Origin of the sequence: Rossellomorea aquimaris TF-12, from assembly GCF_001648555.1 — a bacterium.
Taxonomy (GTDB): Bacteria; Bacillota; Bacilli; order Bacillales; family Bacillaceae_B; genus Rossellomorea; species Rossellomorea aquimaris.
The window spans coordinates 1-22,790 of sequence record NZ_LQXM01000023.1 but is presented as its reverse complement, the minus strand read 5'-3'; the positions used below and the strand labels follow the sequence as shown (position 1 = coordinate 22,790).

General features: G+C 38.2%; 25 protein-coding genes. 23 read left to right on the top strand and 2 right to left on the bottom strand.

From position 1 onward, the window contains the following. The first annotated feature begins 97 nt into the window (after nucleotides 1–97). The 8 genes from IQI_RS05250 (at nucleotide 98) to IQI_RS05215 (ending at nucleotide 9,536) form a co-directional block, all read left to right on the top strand. The gene (locus IQI_RS05250; protein WP_064091622.1) at nucleotides 98–1,171 is read left to right on the top strand and encodes a D-alanine--D-alanine ligase; all 1,074 of its coding nucleotides are present in this window, start codon (nucleotides 98–100) and stop codon (nucleotides 1,169–1,171) included. A 105-nt stretch (nucleotides 1,172–1,276) separates the two neighbouring features. Beyond that, nucleotides 1,277–2,656, top strand: coding sequence for a UDP-N-acetylmuramoyl-tripeptide--D-alanyl-D-alanine ligase (locus IQI_RS05245; RefSeq protein ID WP_064091621.1), 1,380 nt, complete (start codon nucleotides 1,277–1,279; stop codon nucleotides 2,654–2,656). Nucleotides 2,657–2,754: 98 nt separating this feature from the next. After that, complete coding sequence (locus tag IQI_RS05240) at nucleotides 2,755–3,444, top strand: alpha/beta hydrolase (RefSeq protein ID WP_064091620.1); 690 nt, start codon at nucleotides 2,755–2,757, stop codon at nucleotides 3,442–3,444. 271 nt (nucleotides 3,445–3,715) lie between these two features. Next, complete coding sequence (locus IQI_RS05235; RefSeq protein ID WP_064091619.1) at nucleotides 3,716–5,251, top strand: DEAD/DEAH box helicase; 1,536 nt, start codon at nucleotides 3,716–3,718, stop codon at nucleotides 5,249–5,251. A 293-nt stretch (nucleotides 5,252–5,544) separates the two neighbouring features. Next, nucleotides 5,545–6,510, top strand: coding sequence for a nuclease-related domain-containing protein (locus tag IQI_RS05230; RefSeq protein ID WP_064091618.1), 966 nt, complete (start codon nucleotides 5,545–5,547; stop codon nucleotides 6,508–6,510). 63 nt (nucleotides 6,511–6,573) lie between these two features. Next, nucleotides 6,574–7,536 (top strand): UV DNA damage repair endonuclease UvsE, encoded by a 963-nt coding sequence (uvsE, locus tag IQI_RS05225; RefSeq protein WP_064091617.1) that lies wholly within the window; start codon nucleotides 6,574–6,576, stop codon nucleotides 7,534–7,536. A gap of 73 nt (nucleotides 7,537–7,609) precedes the next feature. Next, nucleotides 7,610–8,089 (top strand): PH domain-containing protein, encoded by a 480-nt coding sequence (locus tag IQI_RS05220; RefSeq protein WP_064091065.1) that lies wholly within the window; start codon nucleotides 7,610–7,612, stop codon nucleotides 8,087–8,089. Continuing rightward, nucleotides 8,082–9,536: a PH domain-containing protein gene (locus IQI_RS05215; protein ID WP_064091066.1), complete on the top strand. Its 1,455-nt coding sequence runs from the start codon at nucleotides 8,082–8,084 to the stop codon at nucleotides 9,534–9,536. The genes IQI_RS05220 and IQI_RS05215 overlap by 8 nt, the downstream gene beginning before the upstream one ends. Nucleotides 9,537–9,576: 40 nt before the next feature. Here IQI_RS05215 and IQI_RS05210 read toward each other — a convergent pair whose 3' ends face one another. Then, nucleotides 9,577–10,164: a rhomboid family intramembrane serine protease gene (locus tag IQI_RS05210; RefSeq protein ID WP_064091067.1), complete on the bottom strand. Its 588-nt coding sequence runs from the start codon at nucleotides 10,162–10,164 to the stop codon at nucleotides 9,577–9,579. A gap of 121 nt (nucleotides 10,165–10,285) precedes the next feature. On the opposite strand from IQI_RS05210, the gene acpS reads away from it, so the two are divergent. The 14 genes from acpS (at nucleotide 10,286) to IQI_RS05140 (ending at nucleotide 21,877) form a co-directional block, all read left to right on the top strand. Next, nucleotides 10,286–10,636: a holo-ACP synthase gene (gene acpS, locus IQI_RS05205; RefSeq protein WP_064091068.1), complete on the top strand. Its 351-nt coding sequence runs from the start codon at nucleotides 10,286–10,288 to the stop codon at nucleotides 10,634–10,636. Nucleotides 10,637–10,867: 231 nt separating this feature from the next. Beyond that, nucleotides 10,868–11,881 (top strand): LolA family protein, encoded by a 1,014-nt coding sequence (locus IQI_RS05200; RefSeq protein WP_064091069.1) that lies wholly within the window; start codon nucleotides 10,868–10,870, stop codon nucleotides 11,879–11,881. Nucleotides 11,882–12,381: 500 nt separating this feature from the next. Further along, nucleotides 12,382–13,581 (top strand): alanine racemase, encoded by a 1,200-nt coding sequence (alr, locus tag IQI_RS05195; RefSeq protein WP_064091070.1) that lies wholly within the window; start codon nucleotides 12,382–12,384, stop codon nucleotides 13,579–13,581. Nucleotides 13,582–13,710: 129 nt separating this feature from the next. After that, nucleotides 13,711–13,992: a CopG family ribbon-helix-helix protein gene (locus IQI_RS05190; protein WP_032085355.1), complete on the top strand. Its 282-nt coding sequence runs from the start codon at nucleotides 13,711–13,713 to the stop codon at nucleotides 13,990–13,992. 4 nt (nucleotides 13,993–13,996) lie between these two features. After that, nucleotides 13,997–14,347 carry a type II toxin-antitoxin system endoribonuclease NdoA gene (gene ndoA, locus IQI_RS05185; protein WP_006838214.1) on the top strand — a complete coding sequence of 117 codons (351 nt, stop codon included), beginning with the start codon at nucleotides 13,997–13,999 and terminating at the stop codon, nucleotides 14,345–14,347. 397 nt (nucleotides 14,348–14,744) lie between these two features. Beyond that, nucleotides 14,745–15,575, top strand: a complete 831-nt coding sequence (locus tag IQI_RS05180) for an RsbT co-antagonist protein RsbRA (RefSeq protein ID WP_064091071.1) — start codon at nucleotides 14,745–14,747, stop codon at nucleotides 15,573–15,575. Then, entirely contained in the window at nucleotides 15,572–15,928 is a 357-nt protein-coding gene (locus IQI_RS05175; protein ID WP_034763058.1) for an STAS domain-containing protein, read from the top strand. Before IQI_RS05180 ends, IQI_RS05175 begins: the two co-directional genes overlap by 4 nt. 2 nt (nucleotides 15,929–15,930) lie before the next feature. Next, nucleotides 15,931–16,332: an anti-sigma regulatory factor gene (locus IQI_RS05170; RefSeq protein ID WP_064091072.1), complete on the top strand. Its 402-nt coding sequence runs from the start codon at nucleotides 15,931–15,933 to the stop codon at nucleotides 16,330–16,332. Nucleotides 16,333–16,342: 10 nt separating this feature from the next. Then, nucleotides 16,343–17,353, top strand: a complete 1,011-nt coding sequence (locus IQI_RS05165) for a PP2C family protein-serine/threonine phosphatase (RefSeq protein ID WP_064091073.1) — start codon at nucleotides 16,343–16,345, stop codon at nucleotides 17,351–17,353. A gap of 76 nt (nucleotides 17,354–17,429) precedes the next feature. Continuing rightward, the gene (locus tag IQI_RS05160; RefSeq protein WP_064091074.1) at nucleotides 17,430–17,762 is read left to right on the top strand and encodes an anti-sigma factor antagonist; all 333 of its coding nucleotides are present in this window, start codon (nucleotides 17,430–17,432) and stop codon (nucleotides 17,760–17,762) included. Continuing rightward, the gene (gene rsbW, locus IQI_RS05155; RefSeq protein ID WP_064091078.1) at nucleotides 17,762–18,229 is read left to right on the top strand and encodes an anti-sigma B factor RsbW; all 468 of its coding nucleotides are present in this window, start codon (nucleotides 17,762–17,764) and stop codon (nucleotides 18,227–18,229) included. Before IQI_RS05160 ends, rsbW begins: the two co-directional genes overlap by 1 nt. Beyond that, a complete protein-coding gene (gene sigB / locus IQI_RS05150) occupies nucleotides 18,207–19,004 on the top strand; it encodes an RNA polymerase sigma factor SigB (protein ID WP_064091075.1) in 798 nt (265 codons plus the stop codon). Before rsbW ends, sigB begins: the two co-directional genes overlap by 23 nt. Continuing rightward, nucleotides 19,004–19,600 carry a PP2C family serine/threonine-protein phosphatase gene (locus tag IQI_RS05145; RefSeq protein ID WP_064091076.1) on the top strand — a complete coding sequence of 199 codons (597 nt, stop codon included), beginning with the start codon at nucleotides 19,004–19,006 and terminating at the stop codon, nucleotides 19,598–19,600. Before sigB ends, IQI_RS05145 begins: the two co-directional genes overlap by 1 nt. A gap of 114 nt (nucleotides 19,601–19,714) precedes the next feature. Beyond that, nucleotides 19,715–21,877, top strand: a complete 2,163-nt coding sequence (locus tag IQI_RS05140) for a Tex family protein (RefSeq protein ID WP_408006810.1) — start codon at nucleotides 19,715–19,717, stop codon at nucleotides 21,875–21,877. Nucleotides 21,878–21,931: 54 nt separating this feature from the next. Here the strand turns inward: IQI_RS05140 and cmpA are convergent, their stop codons facing one another. Next, a complete protein-coding gene (cmpA, locus tag IQI_RS20535; protein ID WP_156509811.1) occupies nucleotides 21,932–22,045 on the bottom strand; it encodes a cortex morphogenetic protein CmpA in 114 nt (37 codons plus the stop codon). Between the two features lie 104 nt (nucleotides 22,046–22,149). On the opposite strand from cmpA, the gene IQI_RS05135 reads away from it, so the two are divergent. After that, a complete protein-coding gene (locus tag IQI_RS05135) occupies nucleotides 22,150–22,641 on the top strand; it encodes a SprT family protein (protein WP_408006812.1) in 492 nt (163 codons plus the stop codon). Nucleotides 22,642–22,790: the final 149 nt, after the last annotated feature.

Genomic DNA, 22,790 nt, shown 5'->3' with positions numbered 1-22,790 from the left:
ATGTGGGAAATATTATTTTCCATGTGAATCATTCTTTCCCTTTGGAATGAAAGTGATAAAATAGAAACATCTATTGCTAATTGGAGGTTACTCATACATGAAAACGAAACTTTGTTTATTATACGGCGGAAAATCCGCTGAACATAATGTATCTTTACAAACAGCCAAGGCTGTAATTGGAGCCTTGGACTTAAATAAATTTGATATCCACCCTATTTTCATTTCCACAGAAGGAGAATGGATGAAGGGACCGCAATTAAACGCACCTGTAAAAGATGTGAAAGAGCTACAGTTTAACAACGGTGAAGAAATTTCACCTAACGCATTAAGTACATCCATTTCTTCATCAGAAAAAGGAGAAGGATATGATATGATTTTCCCCCTTCTTCACGGACCTAACGGTGAAGATGGTACTGTACAAGGAATGCTGGAACTATTAAATCTTCCTTATGTAGGAAATGGCGTGTTGGCTTCCTCAGCAGGAATGGATAAAGTCATCATGAAGAATTTATTTGCCCAAGCCGGTATACCACAAGTAAATTACACATGGTTTATTCGCAGTACGTGGAAAGCGAATGAGGAGCAAGCTTATGAAAGTGTGGAAAAAGAAATTGGTTACCCTTGCTTTGTAAAACCTGCCAACCTGGGCTCATCTGTTGGAATAAGTAAATGTTCCTCTCGAGATGAACTGGCAAAAGCATTCCAGGAAGCATTCCAATTCGATCGCAAAATCATCATCGAAGAAGGCGTAAAAGCCCGTGAGATTGAAATCGGTGTTCTTGGCAATGATCAACCACAATGCTCTGTTCCAGGTGAAATTGTTCCGAAGACAGACTTCTATGACTATAAATCAAAATATGAAGATGGAGATACTGCTCTTATCATCCCTGCTGAAGTCGAGGAAGACGTGGCTGACAAGATGAAAGAAATCGCCATCCAATCCTTTAAAGCACTTGACTGTTCCGGATTAGTTCGAGCAGATTTCTTCCTGACAGAAGATGGCAGAATATACATGAATGAAGTAAACACCATGCCAGGCTTTACACCATACAGTATGTTCCCGCTTTTATGGAAACACACTGGTGTAGACTATCCAACACTTATTGGGAAATTGGTAGACCTCGGATTAGAACGTTATCAAGAAAAGCAAACCATTAAACACACAATGTAATACTTGATAAGGGACTGTCCAGCGGATGCATTTCTCGAGGCAGTCCCTCATCTGTTTTCATTTCGAAATACTAAAAAATACTGAAGGAATAAAAGGAGAACGCAAATGTTTGAGAAGAGTGTTAAAGAAATATGCGAAATGCTGGATGTGAAAAATGATCTTTCTAAATTTGAAGACATTGTGATTCAAGGAGTGTCTATTGATACGAGAAAAATCGAAAAAGGAAATTTGTTTGTCCCATTTAAAGGGGAAAATGTGGATGGGCATCAGTTTGTCCGAAATGCGATTGAAAAAGGTGCATCTGCAGCTCTCTGGGATGTCAATGTTCCGAATCCTCCCGAAGATATCCCCGTATTCGTTGTGGAGGATCCATTATTAGCTCTTCAATCCTTAGCGAACCAGTATCGTCATCAACTTGATCTAAAAGTAGTTGGTATCACGGGAAGCAACGGAAAAACGACAACAAAGGATATTGTTGCAAATATCCTTGCAGTGAAATACAAGGTCCATAAAACCCAAGGCAATTACAACAACCATATAGGTCTCCCATTAACGATTCTTTCACTTCCACATGACGCTGAAGTTGCCGTTTTGGAGATGGGAATGAGTGGATTCGGAGAAATTGAACTACTATCTACTATTTCACAGCCTGATGCAGCGATTGTAACAAATATTGGAGAGTCTCACCTTCAAGACCTTGGTTCCCGTGAAGGAATTACAAAAGCCAAGCTTGAGATTGTGGAAGGATTGAAGAAAGATGGGCTATTCGCCTATTATGGAGACGAACCGCTTTTACAAGAACAGGTAAAGGAACTGAAGGTTAAACATGTCAAAACCTTTGGACGAAGTGAATTCAACTCAATCTACCCGACGAAAATTGAAATGAATCAAAACGGCAGTTACTTCGAAACGTCCTTGGCAAAAGGAGAAATGTTTTTCCTTCCAGTACTGGGACAGCATAATATCCACAATGCATTAGCAGCCATTTTGATTGCAAAAGAATTTAATGTAACGGTGGAAGAGATGAAAGAAGGATTGAAGTCCTTGAAGCTAACTCAAATGAGAATGGAAATGGTGGAAGGTAAGAAGGGTGAGAAAATCATCAATGACGCCTATAATGCCAGTCCAACCTCAATGAAAGCTGCCATTCAACTTGTTTCAGAGCTAGAAGGCTATCACACCAAAATGTTAATTTTAGGGGATATGTTAGAGCTTGGCGACAAAGAAGAAGAATTTCATTATGAAATCGGCACTCTGATTGACCCTGAAAAAGTACAGCACGTATTTACCTACGGAAATCTTGGTAGCGTGATTGCAAAAGGTGCATTAGAACACTTCTCATCCGAAAGAGTGCATTCTTTTACAGATAAAAAAGCTCTTGAGGATGAATTATCAACCTTGATAAAAGGGGAAGAGTTATTATTGTTCAAAGCGTCTAGAGGAATGAAGCTTGAAGAAATTATTGAAGGAATTAAAAAATCATAAGTTTAAACAAGGTTACAAATGAACAAAATGTTGTAGGAGAGGATGGTTTCATACCCGTCTCTCTCCTCTATTCTTTAAAATGTAAGTAGGGATGACGAATGATTGGTTGTTTACTCATTCATGGATTCACTGGAGGACCATACGAGGTGGAGCCATTAGCCGACTATTTAGAGGAGAGAACAGATTGGGATATCGTTGTGCCCACCTTACCTGGCCACGGTAAAAACCTAGAATTAAAAGGAATTAAACACATCGAGTGGTTAGAACATGCTGAAAATGAACTCAAAACCCTTCTGGATCGATGTGACCAGGTCTATGTAATTGGTTTTTCAATGGGGGGATTAATCGCTTCGTATCTATCAGTGAAATATAATGTCGAGAAATTAGTACTATTAAGTGCAGCGGCCTATTATGTGAATTTCAAACAGCTCGTAAAAGATATTGGTAATTTAATCAAAGAAGGGTTAGAAGGCAACATTCTTGAAAACGAGCTTTATAATCGTTATAAATATAAAGTAACGAAAACCCCGATCCTTTCCACCTATGAGTTTCGAAAGGTAGTACGTATCGTTCGTCCGCTGCTCACAAAGATTGACATCCCAACCTTTATCGCCCAAGGAGAAAATGATGGGATAGTCCCACCTAAAAGTGCAAAATATATATACGAAACCATATCTTCTGAAGAAAAGAACCTATTTTATTCCTCAAAAGCGAAGCACTTAATCTGCCATAGTGAAGATAAGCACGAACTTTTTGGAGAGATCTACCATTTCTTGCAAAATGAATAGATTGACTATTTTACATTTGATTGAAATTCATTTCTAGAAGTGGTAACATTACTACAACATAGTTCTATTATGTTGGACGTGCTGCTCTTCGTATTTTGAAGAGTGTATTTTTTTGTATGAAACATAAACATAAACTAAAACATCACATCTCATATAGACGATTTTAGATTAGATACCGAAGTCTTTCGGTGGGTAAGATTTCGTTCCGACCTAAAAATATAATCAGATATTGATTAGTTATAAAAGATGTAAATTAAAGGAGAATGTAACATTGACTAAGTTTGCAGATTTAAACTTAAGCGCATCTACGTTGAAATCAATCAAACGTATGGGCTTTGAAGAAGCAACACCAATTCAGGCAAGTACGATTCCAGTCGGTTTAGAAGGTAAAGATATTATCGGTCAAGCACAAACTGGAACAGGTAAAACAACAGCATTTGGTATTCCAATGATCGAGAAAATCGACGTTAAGAACGGAAATGTTCAAGCGCTTGTTATTGCACCAACTCGTGAGCTTGCAATTCAAGTATCAGAAGAATTATATCGCATTGGATCAGATAAGCGTGCACGCGTGCTATCTGTATACGGCGGACAGGACATTCAACGCCAAATCCGTGCTATGAAAAAGAACCCTCATATCATCGTTGGTACACCAGGTCGTTTACTAGACCATATCAAACGTAAAACACTGAACCTTGAAAACGTTCAAACACTTGTACTTGACGAAGCAGATGAAATGCTAAACATGGGCTTCATCGAAGACATCGAAAGCATTCTTGAGACTGTTCCAAGCACAAGACAAACACTTCTATTCTCTGCAACAATGCCTGACCCGATTCGTCGCATTGCGAACCGTTTCATGACAGAGCCAGAAGTAATCAAAGTAAAATCAAAAGAAGTAACGGTTTCAAACATTGAACAATACTTCACTAAAGTAAGCGAAAAAGAAAAATTCGATGTTCTTTCACGTTTAATCGACGTACAATCACCTGAACTAGCGATTGTATTCGGTCGTACAAAGCGTAGAGTAGACGAACTAGCTAGAGCACTTAGTATCCGCGGCTACCTGGCAGAAGGAATTCACGGAGATCTTTCTCAAGCTCGTCGTATGACAGTTCTGAAAAAGTTCAAAGAAGGCCGTATCGATATTCTTATCGCAACAGACGTTGCTGCTCGTGGTTTAGATATCTCAGGCGTAACGCATGTATACAACTTTGACATTCCTCAAGACCCAGAAAGCTACGTTCACCGTATCGGACGTACAGGTCGTGCAGGTAAGAAGGGTATGTCCATCACTTTTGTAACACCAAGAGAAATGGGTTACCTGAAAATCGTTGAACAAACAACGAAGAAGAAAATGACGGCTCTTAAGCCACCTAGCTTAAACGAAGCCCTTGAAGGTCAACAACGCTTAGCTCTTGAAAAATTAGCTGAAGCGGCTAAAGAAAGTGATCTTAAAGATTACTATCAATTAGCAGAAGAATTCCTAGGAGATCATGATCCGGTTCAAGCAGTAGCAGCAGCTATTCGCGTATTAACAAAAGAGCCAGATACAACTCCAGTTGAAATCACAGAAGAACGTCCTCTACCATCAAGAGGTGGAAATCGTGGCGGCGGAAATCGCGGCGGTGGATACAAAGGTGGAGCACGCAGTGGTAAAGGCGGAAGTCGCGGTGGAAGCAGCCGCGGCGGCGGAAATCGCGGAGGCGGCGCAAGCCGTGGCGGAGACCGTAACCGTAGCGGCGGCGGAGGCAGACCTCAATCGTCTAACCGACGCAAGTCTTACAACTCTTCTTCACAATCTTAATAATAATGAAAACACGATGACTTAGGTTGTCGTGTTTTTTTGTGTTTGGTTTTGTTTTTCTAATAATGTAAATTGGCGTATAAAAGTAGGTAATTGGCTTATAAAATTTTAAAATGGCTCATTAATATTTAAAACGGCCTATAAATTCTCATAATGGCTTGTAAACTTCAAAAATGGCCTATATATTATAAAAATCACTCCGGCAAAAAAATATTGGAATTCTACATAATCAAACAGGAAATGTACTTTTATTGTCGAAATTAATATATACCAATTTACATAGGAGTGATAAATTGATATACAAAAAAAGAGAAGTACCTTTAAGAATTATGCAGAACGAAGCCGCTCTAAGAAGATTACCTCCTAATTATGAGAAAGTACCTTTAATCGAAGCTGATTTAAAGAAAAGAAAAGCAGGTTATTATGGTGAAAAAAGGGTAGATTATCATTTGAGTTTTTTGAATGATAAGAAATACATGATTTTCCACGATATTAGACTTCCGTTAAATCCTCATTACTTTCAAATAGACACTCTCGTTGTGACTCCCCATTATGCACTTATCATCGAGGTTAAGAATCTTACTGGGATAATGAGAATTGATCCCCAAATCAGGCAATGTACAAGAATCTATAATGATAAGACAGAGGGCTTTATAGACCCTGTTTCTCAAGTTACAAGACAAAAGCTTCTTCTCCAAAAATGGTTTCTTGTGAATAAATTAAAGGCCCCTCCGATTGACTTTCTAGTAGTTATTAGTAACCCTGCAACTATTCTTGAATATACAACCCTTCCTAAGCCCCTTTCATCTTATTTAAAAATAATACATTCCCAAAATTTGATTGATCGAATAATGGATTTGAATAGTCAATTTTCAAGTAAAATGGTTTCTGATATAGATATAGCCAAAATAAAACGTGCTATTCTAAAAAATCATTCTTCACAAGAATATAATTTTCTAGAAAAGTTAAATATCCCAAAGGAGGCTATTCTTAGAGGTGTTCAGTGCAAAAAATGCAACTTTATACCACTCCAAAGAGTGAGCTCCTCTTGGTTTTGTAGTAAATGCTCATCTTTTTCAGATCAGGATGCGATTGAAGACTATTTACTGCTAATCGATAATAAACACACTAATCGTGATCTGCGGTGGTTTCTTAATTTGGAATCTCAAAAAATAGCAACTAAAATACTTAAATCATCTAATTTACTTTCAAGTGGTACGTTAAAAGGTACTACGTATAGTAGAGGGCGTGTTACATAAGTATTTCTGTAAAATAATTCTCCTCACGACGCACATACTAACCAAAAAAGGAGTCACCCAACCATGACACTCATAAAGCTTGGCTATGTGGCCATGAGTATGAACCTTCAAAATGCTTCTCCTTCGCAAACGATGACGTATAAACAATTTTCGGGGATAAAGGATCGAGAGGCGGCGATTGGAAGGCTTGAGCGGATTGCCCGGTCAAATCTTGAAAATTGCCTTCGTTTGTTAAAGCATAATGTATTTAATGACATCCAGTTTTTTCGATTTAGCTCAAAGTTAATTCCACTGGCTAATCATCCGGAATTGAAAGGGTGGGATTTTATTACACCTTTGAAACCGGCTCTTGATGATATAAAAGCCTATTTGAATGAGCATCCCATGCGGGTGGATTTTCATCCTGATCACTTTGTGCTTTTAAATACGAAAGATGTGGATGTGTTGAAAAATACGTTCAAAACGTTAAAAATGCATGAGGCTTTATTAAAGGGGATGGGCATTGATCCCACTCACCGGTGTGTGCTTCATGTTGGAGGAGCTTATGATGACAAGGAGAAGGCATTGGAGCAATTTATACATAATTGGGCTTTGACCCCTGTTTCACTTCAACGAATGATTATGTTAGAGAATGACGATACGGTGTTTAGTGCAGCGGATGCTTTATATCTTTGTGAGAAGCTGGGGATTCCTCTTGTATTCGATTATCATCACCACCTTGCATACAACGAAAGGGATTGGAAGTTGGATTGGGATCGAATTGTTCAGACGTGGAGTCAATCTCCGTTATCTGTTAAAATGCACATTTCGAGTCCCCGCTCACCTGAAGAGTTTAAAGCACATGGAGATACAATTGATTCAAAGATGTTTTTAGATTTTTTACATGGGATAAAAGAAACCGTTGATCAAGTTGATTGTATGATTGAAGCCAAGTGGAAGGACGATGCCCTATTTCAATTAGTTGAGGACTTGAAAGAAGTTACAGAGGTTAAGTGGATAGACAAAGCTTCGTTTACCATTGAATGAAATTATGAAACCCATCCTGTTCCGAAACGTAAATATAATGTAAGATTTATACATAGAGTAAGGGGGGATTGGTGTGAGCGTTGAGTCACTAAAGAGGATATCGCCAAAAGCGTTGAAGGTCTGGAAGCTTTATGGGTTGTTTCAAACTCTTGGGTTTGTGGCAGTAGCCATAGCAGTCATTGTATTGTCATACTTATTTAATTGGCCAACATGGATGATCGCAATCGCTATAATCGTTATCATCCTATTTACATATTTATTGGTGTTTTTAATACCGACCATGCGGTGGAAAAGGTGGAGGTATGAAGTAAGAGAGCAAGAAATTGAGCTTCAAAGAGGAATCTTCATTGTAAAAAGAACGTTGATACCAATGGTAAGGGTACAGCATGTAGACACGGTGCAGGGTCCTATTTTGAAAAAGTACCATTTATCAACGATCACAATCTCAACTGCAGCGACTGTTCATGAAATTCCTGCATTAGATACAGGGGAAGCGGATGAATTGAGAAACTCGATTTCATTACTTGCAAGGGTGGCAGAAGAAGATGTCTGAGCATAAGCGTTTACATCCTATTTCGGCTGTTGCAAGCTTTGTGAAACAATTAAAAGAATTGATAATACCCTTTGTCTTAATATTTGTGCTGAATAATAATGGGGAAAAAAGCGGTTTTTGGGATTACATTCCTATATTATCCATAGTGGCAGTACTTGTGTTTGTATTAGTTGCAGGAATAGTGAAATGGCTTCGATTTACTTACCGATTGGAAGATAGGGAACTCAGAATTGAATACGGTCTTTTCGTTAAAAAGAAACGGTATATTCCTTTTGACCGTATCCAAAGCCTGAACTTTTCAGAAGGTATTCTTCATAGACCTTTTGGATTAGTGAAGGTGAAGGTTGAAACAGCAGGCTCTTCAAATCCGAGAGAATCTGAAGCTGAATTGACGGCTATTGTAAAAGAAGAGGCTCTAGAGCTTGAAAAGATTATTTATAGTGAAAAGAAGGGACGTGAAATACCTGAAACAGAGACTCAGGATACTGCCGAGAAAGGTAAAATCTTATTTAATATGAGTCCTAAGGATATCTGGGTTCTGGCCACGACTTCTGGTGGGATTGGTGTTATTTTATCAGGTGTTTTCGTGTTCTTTTCGCAATTCAATGAGCTGATACCGTATGAAGCGGTATATGAAGAGGTAGCGGTATTTATTAAAAGTGGTATTTTCATCGTCTCGATTCTTTCATTTGTTTTATTAATCGTTGCTTGGCTTCTTTCAATTGCATGGACCTTTATTATTTATGGAGAGTTCAAGGTGAAGATCGTCGATGAAAACATTGTGATCACTCGAGGGTTACTGGAGAAAAAGCAGGTAACCGTCCCGCTAAATCGCGTGCAGGGAATACGTGTTGTAGAGAATCCGATCAGACAGCTGTTAGGCTATTGTACGGTTCAAATTGAAAATGCTGGAGGCTCCGTTTTAGATAAGGAGAGCACAACGATTAAGCTCTTTCCTCTTGTGAAAAAGAAGAGAATTGCTGACCTGTTGGATGGGATATTCCATGATTATAGAATTGTTAGTGACTTTAAGAGACTTCCAAAGCGCTCATTAAAAAGGTACGTTTTTAGAAGAACGATTTGGATTCTCATTCCGGGAACCATTGTGACCATTTTGTATTTCCCGCTTGGTGCCCTCAGTTTCCTAAGTGTCATTCCCCTTAGTGTCCTTGGGTATTATCAATATCGGGCAGGTGGATGGAAGGTTGACGGTACTCAATTGTCCTTGCAGTATAGAGGGTTCTTGAAAAACACCATGTATATGAAGAAAAATAGGATTCAATCCCTCGATACGAAAGAAAGTTGGTTTCAATCGAGAAAAAATTTAGGGAGTCTGGTCACCACGGTGAAGTCAGGTGGAACTGGGTATTCAAGCGCTATTCACGATTTAGAAAGAGACGATATAAAAACCGTTGCATCATGGTTTTCGTATAATCAATCCATATAAAAAGGGTGGCCCACTATTAGAATGGGCCACCTTTTATCTTTCAGTATCTTTTGCCAGAAATCCATCCAATAATAAATCCACCAAGTAACCCAAAGATATGGGCGGTAATGTTGATACCGGACTGCATGAATGTCATCACGACACCAATGACTACAATAGGAAGGATGATTTGGCGACTTTCTCTCGTGATAAAGTGATTTTTTAGCATAATCATGGCAATATAAAACCCGAACAAACCGAAAATAGCTCCTGATGCTCCCACATGACTGTAAGTAAGGGGCTTTAAAAGATACGTAATGATATTAGCGAAGATACCACTTGCAAAATAAAGACCAATAAATTTTAATTTGCCTAAGTATTTTTCTAAAGGCGGACCGAATAAGACAAGGGAAAATGAGTTGAAGAGTAGGTGAGCAAACCCGATGTGAACAAATATGGGAGTGATCAACCGCCACCATTCTCCTTCTTTAATAAATAAATTTACACCAGCCAGCTGTTCATACACCCACATTTGGGGGAAAATAGGAAGAGAACTAACAAGGAAGAGCAATATATGAATGAAAATAATGATAGATATAATGGGGTATTGTCGCAAAAACTGTGAAAAACTTTCTGTACGGACAAACATGTTGTACCCTCCAGCAAACAATTTTATAAGATAGTTATATAGTATATGAAAAGGCGAAAAATAACGAATCATTCGTATTATTTATATGCTTAAATGGACAAGAATAGAAGGAGATTTACATATGATTAAAGGAATTGGATTAGATATTATTGAAATCACCCGCATTCAAAAAATAGTGGAGCGTCAGCCTAAGTTCATAAATAGGATTCTAACCTTAAAGGAACAAGAAGCATTGTCCAGACTAACACAACAACGGAGAGTGGAGTATATTGCCGGGCGATTTGCTGCAAAAGAAGCTTTCTCCAAAGCAAATGGTACGGGTATCGGAGAAGAGCTTTCATTTCTGGATATTGAAATCAGTAAGGATCAGAATGGAAAGCCTTATTTTTCAAAGCCAACCGGCCTAAAGGCTCATTTATCTATCACCCATAGTAAAGAATTTGCAGCTGCACAAGTCATAATAGAAGAATAAAAATATTCTCTGCTTGTCATCTTCACTAGCATAATCCCTAAGGTTGTCTCATATATTCAGTAGTGCAATAGGAGAGACAAGGCTAGTTATTTAACAATCGCGGTTCTTTGATCAATTTCCATTGAACACGAGTGTGAGGAACGGGGCATTCTATAAGAATCGTCCATTCTTAAACGGCTAGCTTTCCCCTCTCTCATTTACGTTTATCCTGAGACAAAAGGGGTTGAAAAAATGAAGAAAAAGCTAGTTGTACTAGTGATGGCCATGTTAGCAGTGCTTATGCTGGCTGCTTGTGGTGAAAAATCGAAAGAAGATGTAACGAAAGATTTAAAGGCAAAAGTAGAGGATATGAAAGGGTATAAGGCAGACGCAAAAATGACGCTTCAAGTGGGAGAAGAACCCCAAACCTATGATGTTGAAGTGTGGCATAATGACCCTAATTATTATCGAGTAGCACTGAAAAACGCAGCGAAGGATCAAAGTCAAATGATTCTGCGTAACGATGACGGGGTATTTGTCTTAACTCCAGCCCTCAACAAAAGCTTCCGTTTCCAAAGCGACTGGCCAGAAAACAGTAGTCAAGCGTACCTCTATGAATCTCTTGTTCAAGATGTATTGAAAGACAAAGAGGCTACATTTAAAGAGACGAAAGACCATTATATCTTCAATACAAAAACACGCTATCAAAATAGTCAAATGCTTCCAACTCAAGAGATTGCCTTCAATAAAAAGGATCTTTCTCCTGCGTCGGTTAATGTAATGGATGCTGACCAAAACTCTCTTGTGAAGGTTGAGTTTTCCAAAATGGATATGAAAGCGGCATTTGACAAAAAAGACTTCGACATGAAGAAAAATATGACGGGTGCTCAACTTGAAGTTCCTGTGACGGCAAGTGTAGAAGATAAAGAGTTTACGGTTCTGTACCCTATGTCAGAAATTACGGGTACGCAGTTAGTGGAAGAGAAGGAAGTAGCCACTGATACCGGTAAACGAGTAATCCTAACGTATGACGGTGAAAAATCCTTTACGATTGTTCAAGAGAAAACAACATTCGTTCCAACTATGACTGTTTCAACATCCTTAAAAGGTGAACTGGTTGATCTAGGGTTCACAGTGGCAGCCATGACTGACCGCTCCATCACCTGGACGAATAATGGTGTAGACTACATGCTGGCTTCTAATGATTTAACACCATCTGAGATGGTGATGTTAGCTCAATCAGTACAAGGTTCCATGGTAAAATAATTCTCACAAAACGGGGCGAGCCTAATAGGTTCGTCTCTTTTCTTGCTTGAACGGTGTGATGCTCATTTTTTTGCAAAATTCATTTCTTAAAGATTGTTGCTGTTGTTTGAAAAGAGTGGAGTAGTTTTTACAGCAAGGTGCTCACTTTCATAGGGGAATGAGTTGAGTCTCCTTCTTAATATAGACTAATATAAAGGCCTTACTCGTTTAAAGAAGAACATTTTTTTCAAAGTGCAGCAATCATTTTTTGCCAACATAAACCTTTATCCAGACAAAAGATAACATTCTACATATAAATAATTGTACGAGCGTATCAACAGTCTTTCCTACTGATTCTTCAACAATGAATGATTGCTTGAAATTGAATCAGCCATTTGCCCCTATCGTTTTTCTTGATAGAAATAATTGTATTTGACACAATAGAGGCATAGAGGAATAATCAATGGTATTCTTGAATAGAATGACAATGTTTTGTGCATAGATATGAGGAAGTGAAAAGTGTGGAAACGCAGACGCAATTTTTTCGAGATACTTGGGCGGAAATAAATTTAGACAATTTATATGAGAACGTAACAAACATTCGAAAACACATTCCCCAAGATGTGAGAATGTTTGCAGTGGTAAAGGCGAATGCTTACGGTCATGGAGATGTTCAAACGGCCTTAACCGCTTTGGAAGCAGGAGCACATGGAGTGGCGGTGGCTTTCTTAGACGAAGCCCTCTCCTTAAGGAAAGCTGGAATTCAATCCCCTATTCTTGTACTGGGAGCTACACGTCCAAAAGACGTAAAGATGGCTGCTGAACAACAAATCTCGCTAACTACTTTTAGTCAAGAATGGCTGGTAGAAGCAGAAAAGCAATTGACAAAGGAAGACTCACTACACCTACACATTAAATGTGACACTGGGATGGGTAGGATAGGTGTGAGAACCATAAAAGAATTAAAAGAGATAGAGAAATGTATCGCAACCCATTCAAGTTTTGAATTAGAAGGAATCTTTACTCATTATGCAACAGCTGATGAGCTAAATGATGCTTACCTTGAGCAACAGCTAAAAGTATTTGAAGAAATGCTTCAATCATTAGATGAGCTGCCACCATATATCCACTCGTCTAATAGCGCTGCAACGTTAAGGAAGCCGAATACGTATTTTAATGCTGTTAGGGTTGGGATTTCCATGTATGGACTTTCTCCATCTGCAGAGGTGAAGCCTGAATTACCCTTTCCTCTAAGGCCGGTATTCTCTCTTCATTCCAGACTCATTTCCACGAAGGAGCTTTCAGCTGGAGAGAAAATAAGCTATGGAGCTACTTATGAAACAGGTGAGAAGGAATGGATTGGAACGATTCCAATCGGATATGCTGACGGATGGCTGCGTAGACTTCAGGGTCAACATGTCATTGTAAACAGCAAACGTGCTCCGATAGTTGGTAGAATATGTATGGACCAATGTATGATAAGTTTACCGGATCCATTAACACCTGGATCGAAAGTAACTTTAATTGGAAAACAGGGTCAAGAGGAAATTACAATGGATGAAATCGCTCAAAAGCTCGACACGATTAATTATGAGATTCCATGTATTATCTCAACCAGGGTACCTCGAATCTATTTAAGAAACGGAGAACCAACGGAAGTTTCCAATAAACTCTTATCTTCCAATATAGATGCGGAAAATAGAAATCCTCAAATCCCATGAATAAATAATATTTTAAATGGTGGATAATAGAAGAGATTGATAAATTGTCTTTTCATTCCCACTATTTGATGGTATGATAAATATGTTAATGAACGAAACGGTATGTAGTGATTGGTGGAGGTGTAGTTTGTGTCTGAATCCAGCGCAACAACAGAAATCTTAATTCGTCTACCGCAACAGCTCGTTACAGAATTAGACGGCTTTGCAGATCAAGAAAATGTGAATCGCAATGAGTTTATTTATCGTGCAACAAAAATGTATTTACGAGAGCGTAAAAAGAGACAATTACGTGAATCTATGAGACGCGGCTATATGGAAATGGCTAAAATTAATCTCGCGATCGCTTCTGAAGCGATTCAAGCAGAATATGAGGCAGAACATACAGTCGAACGCTTAGTAAGCGGAGGTTAATCCTTTGATTGTTAAGCGTGGTGACGTATATTTTGCAGACCTTTCACCTGTTGTCGGATCAGAACAAGGCGGAGTTCGGCCGGTACTGGTTATTCAAAACGATATAGGAAATAGGTTCAGTCCCACAGTTATTGTTGCGGCTATTACTGCACAAATTCAAAAAGCTAAACTGCCTACTCATGTTGAGATTGATGCGAAACGTTATGGTTTTGAACGTGATTCTGTTATCTTGCTTGAACAAATTAGAACGATTGATAAACAACGTCTTACCGATAAGATTACACACTTAGATGACGAGATGATGGAAAAAGTGGATGACGCCTTACAAATAAGTGTCGGTTTAATCCAATTTTAGCTTGATCTCTTCAATGTGTGAAACGATTATCACGTTACAAAATGGGACGAAAATAACTGCAAACCAGAAGGCTTACTGATCGACAAAATAAAGATCAATAAGCCTTTTTGTTTTGTGTTTTTTAAGGAATATAAGGACAAATGACCCCCTTGATACAAGCTATATAATGTAAATATAATCAATTTTATGACAAATCCCTTTCAACAATTTATAATGGATAAAGTAATTGTGAAAACATCATAAGCGATAGGCTTTTTCAAATAGGTATTTATTTGTTACAATTATAATGGGATATAATTATTTTGTAATGAAAGAATCAAATTACTTTAAAGTTTGATTACAGCTTTATGAGTTAAGTATGATTATAAATTTCATATGATAGAATGGGGAGAATTAAATGTTTACTGAAGTCACGGATTATATTCAGGATAATAAGTCAGATATAACCGGCATCTGGATGGAGCGAATGAAAGAAGAAGCAGATGAGAAGTTTCTTCAGGTCGTTTCTAATCAGGTTTTTACTAAGACAAGCCATGAGTTTGTTGAAATGATTGCGGCTAGCTTAAGAGATTCTAATGAGTTCACAACTAGATTAGAGGACTTTGCTGAAAAAGTCGTCCGACTGGGATGGCCTCTGACGTTTGTGACTACTGCTTTAAGTGCTTTCGGAAAAGTAGTTTATGAAGGAATGACGAAAGACGGGATCATTACTCAAGAAAACCAATCTTCAAAGATAGAAGAATTCGATAAATGGCTAACGCCTATGTATAACAAGGTGATAAGCGCTTATACAGAGTCATGGGAAAGAACGGTTTCCTTGCAAAAGATTGCGTTGCAAGAGTTATCGGCACCTTTGATTCCTGTTTTTGGAAAAATTTCTGTTATGCCTTTAGTTGGAACCATTGATACAGAAAGAGCCCGTTTAATAATGGAGAACCTGCTAAATGGCGTAGTGAAACATAGAGCAGAAGTAGTGTTAATTGATATAACGGGTGTTCCGGTAGTCGATACAATGGTAGCACACCATATTATTCAGGCGGCAGAAGCTGTCAGACTGGTAGGAGCTAAATGTATGCTGGTGGGTATTAGACCGGAAATCGCCCAGACGATCGTTAACCTTGGAATTAATTTAAATCAATTTAGTACAAATAGTACATTAAGAAAAGGAATCGAAAAAGCTCTTGAAATGACGAATAGACAAATTGTTTCAACGGAGGGATTAGAGTGAGAATACCAATTTTAAAGCTGCATGACTGTCTGTTGATTTCCATTCAATGGGAGTTGGATGATCAAACAGCCCTTCAATTTCAAGAAGATCTTTTGCAAAAAATACATGAAACGAGTGCGAGAGGCGTAGTAATTGATATCACGTCTATCGACTTTATTGATTCATTTATCGCAAAAGTTCTTGGAGACGTTATAAATATGTCAAGGTTAATGGGAGCAAAGGTAGTTATTACTGGTATTCAGCCTGCAGTAGCCATTACGTTAATTGAGCTTGGTATCAGGTTAGAGGATGTCCTAACCGCTTTAGACTTAGAAAAAGGTCTAGAGAAATTACAATTGGAACTGGGGGACTAGGAATGGATAGCCAATCCTGCGTGAAGATCACGAATGAATGGGACATCGTTGCTGCCCGCCAGTTAGGTAGAAATGTTGCGAAAGAGCTTGGCTTTGGAACCGTGGACCAAGCCCGTATCACTACTGCTATTAGCGAATTAGCACGTAATATTTATCTTTATGCTGGTCATGGTCAAATTTGTATTGAAAAGCTATTTGACGCCGGTAAAAAAGGTGTGCGAATCATTGCTATTGATGATGGACCCGGAATTAATGATATAAGAAAAGTAATGGAAGATGGATATTCCACATCAGGTGGATTAGGAGCAGGTTTGCCTGGTGTTAAACGATTGATGGATGAGTTTAACGTCGAGTCTGTTCCAGGAGAAGGAACAGATATCAGGGCGACTAAGTGGCTCCGTTAGGGGGAGTTATATGAATTTCAGAGATTTAATGGATTCAAAATATAGAGAGATAATAGAGAATTACCTGAATGAACAAGACGAAAAAGCCCTTTATTTAGGGCAGAAATTTAGTCGTAAATCAATAGAACACCATATCTCACCTGAAGAAATTATCAGTCTTCATAAAAGTGTCATATTAGAAATGGAACCAGATTTACCGCATCATGTTCTGCATTCCTTTGACATTTTATTAGAAGTGATGATCGGGTATGGCTTTGCCTATAGAGAACATCAAAGCTTAAGAAGTAAACAGCAGGAACTAAATAATGAAATAGATGTCGCCTCGAATATGCAGCAGACTCTTCTTGGGACAAGCATACCAACTGTTAAAGAACTTGCTATTGGTGCTGTCAGTGTTCCTGCTAAAAAAATGAATGGTGATTACTATCACTTTGTGCAAGATGAAAATGATAGTGTCAGTGTGGCCATTGCTGATGTTATAGGGAAAGGTATACCTGCAGCTCTTTGCATGTCCATGATTAAGTATGCCATGGACAGTTTACCTGAGTACCGACACGAACCATCGGCAGTATTAGAAAGCTTAAATAGAGTTGTGGAACAAAATGTTGATGCCAGCATGTTTATTACAATGTTCTATGGTGACTACAATCCGAAAACTCATTTGTTCTCATATTCGTCTGCAGGACACGAACCAGGGTTTTATTTCAATGCAACTTCAAATGAATTCGAAGATCTTGATGCAAAAGGCCTCCTGCTAGGTGTAGATAAAAAGGCGAAGTATAGACAGTATGAGAGAAGGGTTGAAGTTGGAGATCTGATCATTTTACTTTCCGATGGTGTAACAGAATGCCGAACGGAAGAAGGGTTCTTAGAACGAGAAGACTTAGTACAATTGATCAGTAAATATCATCACCTGCCTCCTCAGGAAATTGTTAATAATGTATATAAGCAACTTGAAAAACTTCAGCATTTTGAGCTTCGTGACGACTTTACTTTAATTATTATAAAAAGAATTTCCTAAAAGTTGTTTACACTTCAATCATATAGGGTAAAAGAATATAGACTTAATATAATGTAAATTAAAAGGTGGTCTTTTTATGAACTTATCCATAGATTTGAAAGAAAAAGAGAACGAGCTTCTTGTTAAAGTAGCAGGAGAAATTGATGCATATACAGCTCCAAAACTTAAAGAAACTCTTCAACCCTCTGCTGAAGTAGATAATCAAAATATCACGATAGACCTTTCCGATGTATCCTATATGGACAGCACTGGATTAGGAGTATTCGTAGGTATATTCAAAACCGTAAGTGCTCGTGGAGGTCAACTGAATTTAGTTGGACTATCCGATCGTTTACAAAGGTTGTTTGATATTACAGGTTTAGGGGATATTATGAACATTAATTCCAAAGTAGAAGGTGGAGTGGAATGATGCAAGCATTTGATTACATCGAGATGAAAATCCCTGCTAAACCAGAATATGTAGGGGTTATTCGTTTGACACTTTCAGGAATAGCCAGCCGTATGGGCTTTGATTATGATGCAATTGAAGATTTAAAGATTGCTTCAAGTGAAGCGATTACCAACGCCGTTCAACATGCGTATAAAGATAATGACGGTGAAGTAGTGGTAGGCTTTGCTCTTTACGAAGATCGCCTAGAAGTAATGGTAGCGGACCATGGAGAAAGCTTTGATTTTAAAACGATTCGAAGTGCTGTCGGACCATATCACGCGGATCATTCTGTAGAATTTCTAAGAGAAGGTGGGTTGGGTCTTTACCTTATAGAGAGTCTTATGGATGACGTAAAGGTGCATCATCAAGAGGGAGTGACGGTCTTTATGACGAAGTTCCTTTCGGGAGAGCAGGTGGAGAAGGATGAAAAAACTATCTCAACCTAATCAACAAGCACAAAAAGAAAAGGTACTTCAATGGATTAAAGATTACCAAGAAAATCAGGATGATGATGCCCAAGGCCAGTTGGTCTTGCATTATCAGAACCTTGTCGAGTCCATAGCAAGAAAATATTCAAAAGGAAGATCTTTTCACGAGGATATTATTCAAGTCGGAATGATTGGTCTGCTAGGAGCAATAAGAAGATACGATGAATCCTTTGGAAGGTCGTTTGAAGCTTTTGCCATTCCAACGATTATTGGAGAAATCAAACGATTTCTTCGTGATAAAACGTGGAGTGTGCACGTACCTAGAAGAATTAAAGAGCTAGGACCTAAAATTAAAGCAACCGTTGAGGAGTTGACGAATCAATTAGAACGTTCTCCTCAGGTTAATGAAATAGCCGAATATCTAGAAGTCAGTGAAGAAGAAGTATTAGAAGCGATGGAAATGGGTAGAAGTTATCAAGCGTTATCAGTGGATCACTCCATTGAAGCTGATTCTGAAGGAAGCACAGTCACCATATTAGATATAGTAGGTGATCAAGACGAAGGATATGAAAAAGTAAACCAGCGTCTTGTTCTTGAAAAAGTCCTTCATGTTCTATCTGACAGAGAGAAATCTATCATTCAGCATACTTATCTTGAAAACCTGAGCCAAAAAGAAGCTGGAGAAAAACTCGGAATTTCCCAAATGCATGTTTCGCGATTGCAAAGAAGAGCTATTAAAAAGCTGCGTGAAGCTATCCAGGAAGAAATGTTCGATTCGGAGAGTCATTATTAATGCCTTATCTCCAACAAAATGAAATAGAACTGTACGCAGAACAAGTATCGAAAAATGATAATCCATATTGTGGTGATAGCTACTACTATATGTCTACAAATGATTACTTTATCTGTGTTTTGGCTGATGGTTTAGGTAGTGGTAAGTTTGCGTATGAATCCTCTCATGTTGTCGTAGAAATTGTTGAAAAACATCATCACGAAGATGTAGATACGATTATGCAACTGTGTAATGATGCCCTTCAGAAGAAGCGTGGTGCAGCAGTTGCCATTATTAAAGCGTATTTTCATTCAAAGGAATTTGTTTATAGTTGCGTTGGAAATATTCGCTTCTATATGTATTCCCCAGAAGGCAAAATGACTTATCCCTTACCAGTAACAGGGTATCTGTCAGGAAGGCCTCAGGTATATAAAACTCAGAGGTTCAGCTACGATACGAATTCTCGATTCCTTATTCACTCAGATGGATTAAATATTTCAGGAGTAAAGAATATTCTACAGAGGTATCCGACATTACGTGGAGCTCTAAGTGATATTCAATCCTTAGTCGATGGTACTGCAGACGATACAACGTATATTATAGGAAGCTTACTCTAAGATTTGGGGTAAGCTTTTATTTTTTGTCTATCTTCTTCAGAATTTGCCTTTTCTTCGTTGAATTAAGACTGTGGTAAGATGAAGTGAGAATCATTTTAGATGGAGGTTATATTTGTGGGAGCAACTTTAACAAGTCAAGAACATTTAATGCAGAGAGTTTCTAAAGAACTAAACTTATCCAATAAAAACGTAAAAAATGTTATTTCATTGCTTGAAGAAGGAAATACAGTACCATTTATCGCTCGTTACCGGAAAGAGCAAACGGGTGCATTGGATGAAGTTCAAATTCGTAATATCATGGATAAATGGGGTTACCTTCAAAATTTGGAACAAAGGAAAGAAGAGGTTCTTCGTCTTATTGAAGAACAAGGGAAGTTAACTGATGAACTATCGGTAGCAATAAAAAAAGCAGAAAAACTGCAAATGGTGGAAGATTTGTATCGTCCATATAAACAAAAAAGACGCACAAAGGCGACAGTGGCGAAAGAAAAAGGACTGGAGCCCCTTGCAGAATGGCTTTTAACCTTCCCAACTTCTGGAGACGTAAAGGAAGAAGCATCTAAATATTTATCAGAAGAAGTGCACTCCATTGAAGAAGCTTTAGATGGAGCGAAGGATATTATAGCAGAACTGATTTCTGACGAAGCATCTTATCGAGAATACATACGAAACAACACCTTCAGAAAAGGGTTAATTGAATCCAAGGTAAAAAAAGAAGAATTAGATGAAAAGAAAGTTTTTGAAATGTATTATTCCTACCAAGAGCCTGTCCATAAGGTTGTCCCTCACCGAGTCCTTGCTATGAATCGTGGGGAAAAGGAGGACGTACTAAAAGTAAATATTCAACCTGATGCAGAGGGGATACTAGACTTTTTAATAAAGCAAGTAATCAAAAACCCTCGCTCCATTTCAGTGCAATTCGTCAAAGAAGCGATCGAGGATAGCTATAAAAGATTAATTCAGCCATCCGTTGAAAGAGAAATACGAAATGAATTAACAGATAAGGCAGAAGATCAAGCAATCCATATCTTTTCAGAGAATTTAAGAAAGCTATTACTGCAACCACCTATGAAAGGCAAGATGGTATTAGGTGTGGATCCGGCTTACAGAACAGGGTGCAAACTATCTGTCATCGATGAAACAGGTAAAGCTCTTGATATAAATGTGATTTACCCTCATCCACCAAAGTCTCAGCGGTCAAAAGCTGAAGAAATAATGAAAAAGATTATAAGTAAATATGACATAGAGGTAGTGGCTATAGGGAATGGTACGGCTTCTAGAGAAACAGAGCAATTTGTCGTTGACGTATTAAAGGAAGTCGAGAAAGACATTTTTTATTTGATTGTGAACGAAGCGGGAGCGAGTGTTTATTCAGCATCGGAAGTCGCTAGAGAAGAATTCCCTGACCTGCAGGTAGAGGAAAGAAGTGCCGTGTCCATAGCTAGAAGACTACAGGACCCTTTAGCGGAACTGGTGAAAATCGACCCCAAATCTGTTGGGGTGGGTCAATATCAACATGATGTCTCTCAAAAGAAACTAAACGAGTCGTTAACATTTGTTGTTGAAACAGCAGTTAACCAAGTAGGAGTAAATGTAAACACTGCCTCTTCTTCATTATTGCAGTACGTAGCGGGGCTATCCAAGACGGTTGCCAATAATATTGTGAAGAAAAGAGAAGAAGAAGGAAAGTTTCAATCCAGAAATCAGCTGAAAAAAATCCCAAGACTCGGAGCGAAAACCTACGAGCAATGTATTGGATTCTTAAGAATTATGGACGGCAAAGAAATTCTCGATCGCACCCCTATTCACCCAGACAATTACAGCGAGGTTAAGAAGCTTCTGGAAAAAGTTGGCTTTGATACAAATGGAATCGGAACAGAAGAACTAAAACAGGCATTTTCTCAAATCAATTTAGAAGAAGCATCAGAAGAACTCGGCATTGGTAAATTAACGTTGAAAGATATTATTGATGCATTAATTCGACCAGGAAGAGATCCTCGAGATGAGTTCCCAAAACCCTTACTGAAAAAAGATGTCTTGAAATTGGAAGACTTAACAGAAGGGATGGAGCTGCAAGGGACTGTTCGAAACGTGGTGGACTTTGGTGCTTTTATTGATGTAGGTGTAAAACAAGATGGTCTTGTTCACATCTCTAAATTAAAGAATGGGTTTGTAAAACACCCTTTAGATGTAGTTTCAGTAGGAGACGTTGTCACCGTTTGGGTTGATAGTGTAGATGTTCAAAAAGGTAGAGTCGCCCTAACGATGATTCAATAATAGGAAGAAGGAAAAGCTGACTAGTTAGAATTAGTCAGCTTTTTCATGTATAAATTAGGAACAGTTTTTCTTACGATAAAAATACCAGCACTGATTAAGGAGTTTAATCTGATATCTGTTTTTCTCAAAATAAGCTTTCCTCATTTGATTAACGAGCCAATTTGGCATAAGGATACCTCCTTATCCTCGACGAAGTGAAATCCGAGTTACTTAAACGTGTCTAAACGGTAAGGGTGATATATAGTGTATGCTATAATAGGTTGTCATGTTCAATGAAGAAAGAAGGATTTCAAATGACAAATGAAGAGCTGCAGCTACTTGTAGAAAAAATATCAAACGATTTCTTTTATAAGCCCTTCCTTCACAAAGCATTCTTTAATCCAAGGCTGAGAACGACGGGTGGAAGGTATATGTTGAAAAGCCATAATATAGACATCAATCGTAAATATCTGGATGAGCATGGTGTATCTGAATTAATCGGTATCATCAAACATGAGCTATGCCATTATCACCTTCATATAGAAGGAAGAGGATTTAAACATAAAGATCAAGACTTTAAGAAGCTTCTTCATAAGGTAGGAGGTTCAAGGTATTGCACGACCTTACCTAATCAAAAACAGAAGCAAACCTATTTAATCTATAACTGCTCAAAGTGTAGTTTGGAATTTAGACGAAAAAGAAAAATCAACACGAAAAAATATGTTTGTGGACGATGTAAAGGAAGTCTGGTTTTTAAGGAGAAAATCGTCTTTGTTACAGATTGAAAAAGTTCAATAATGAGGTATTCCATTTGTGAAAAAGTCTCTTAAAATGGTTGACAAGTAATACCTGAGTAATTATAATCTAAAGAGTCGATAAGACAAACCAAATAGCGTTAGATTACTTCACGTTCCGCAGTAGCTCAGTGGTAGAG

Coding starts and splice junctions, on each gene's coding strand:
- IQI_RS05250 (WP_064091622.1), top strand. CDS start 98: ATGAAAACGAAACTTTGTTTATTATACGGCGGAAAATCCGCTGAACAT.
- IQI_RS05245 (WP_064091621.1), top strand. CDS start 1,277: ATGTTTGAGAAGAGTGTTAAAGAAATATGCGAAATGCTGGATGTGAAA.
- IQI_RS05240 (WP_064091620.1), top strand. CDS start 2,755: ATGATTGGTTGTTTACTCATTCATGGATTCACTGGAGGACCATACGAG.
- uvsE (WP_064091617.1), top strand. CDS start 6,574: ATGACACTCATAAAGCTTGGCTATGTGGCCATGAGTATGAACCTTCAA.
- IQI_RS05215 (WP_064091066.1), top strand. CDS start 8,082: ATGTCTGAGCATAAGCGTTTACATCCTATTTCGGCTGTTGCAAGCTTT.
- IQI_RS05210 (WP_064091067.1), bottom strand. CDS start 10,164: ATGTTTGTCCGTACAGAAAGTTTTTCACAGTTTTTGCGACAATACCCC.
- acpS (WP_064091068.1), top strand. CDS start 10,286: ATGATTAAAGGAATTGGATTAGATATTATTGAAATCACCCGCATTCAA.
- IQI_RS05200 (WP_064091069.1), top strand. CDS start 10,868: ATGAAGAAAAAGCTAGTTGTACTAGTGATGGCCATGTTAGCAGTGCTT.
- IQI_RS05180 (WP_064091071.1), top strand. CDS start 14,745: ATGTTTACTGAAGTCACGGATTATATTCAGGATAATAAGTCAGATATA.
- IQI_RS05170 (WP_064091072.1), top strand. CDS start 15,931: ATGGATAGCCAATCCTGCGTGAAGATCACGAATGAATGGGACATCGTT.
- IQI_RS05165 (WP_064091073.1), top strand. CDS start 16,343: ATGAATTTCAGAGATTTAATGGATTCAAAATATAGAGAGATAATAGAG.
- IQI_RS05160 (WP_064091074.1), top strand. CDS start 17,430: ATGAACTTATCCATAGATTTGAAAGAAAAAGAGAACGAGCTTCTTGTT.
- rsbW (WP_064091078.1), top strand. CDS start 17,762: ATGCAAGCATTTGATTACATCGAGATGAAAATCCCTGCTAAACCAGAA.
- sigB (WP_064091075.1), top strand. CDS start 18,207: ATGAAAAAACTATCTCAACCTAATCAACAAGCACAAAAAGAAAAGGTA.
- IQI_RS05145 (WP_064091076.1), top strand. CDS start 19,004: ATGCCTTATCTCCAACAAAATGAAATAGAACTGTACGCAGAACAAGTA.
- cmpA (WP_156509811.1), bottom strand. CDS start 22,045: ATGCCAAATTGGCTCGTTAATCAAATGAGGAAAGCTTATTTTGAGAAA.
- IQI_RS05135 (WP_408006812.1), top strand. CDS start 22,150: ATGAAGAAAGAAGGATTTCAAATGACAAATGAAGAGCTGCAGCTACTT.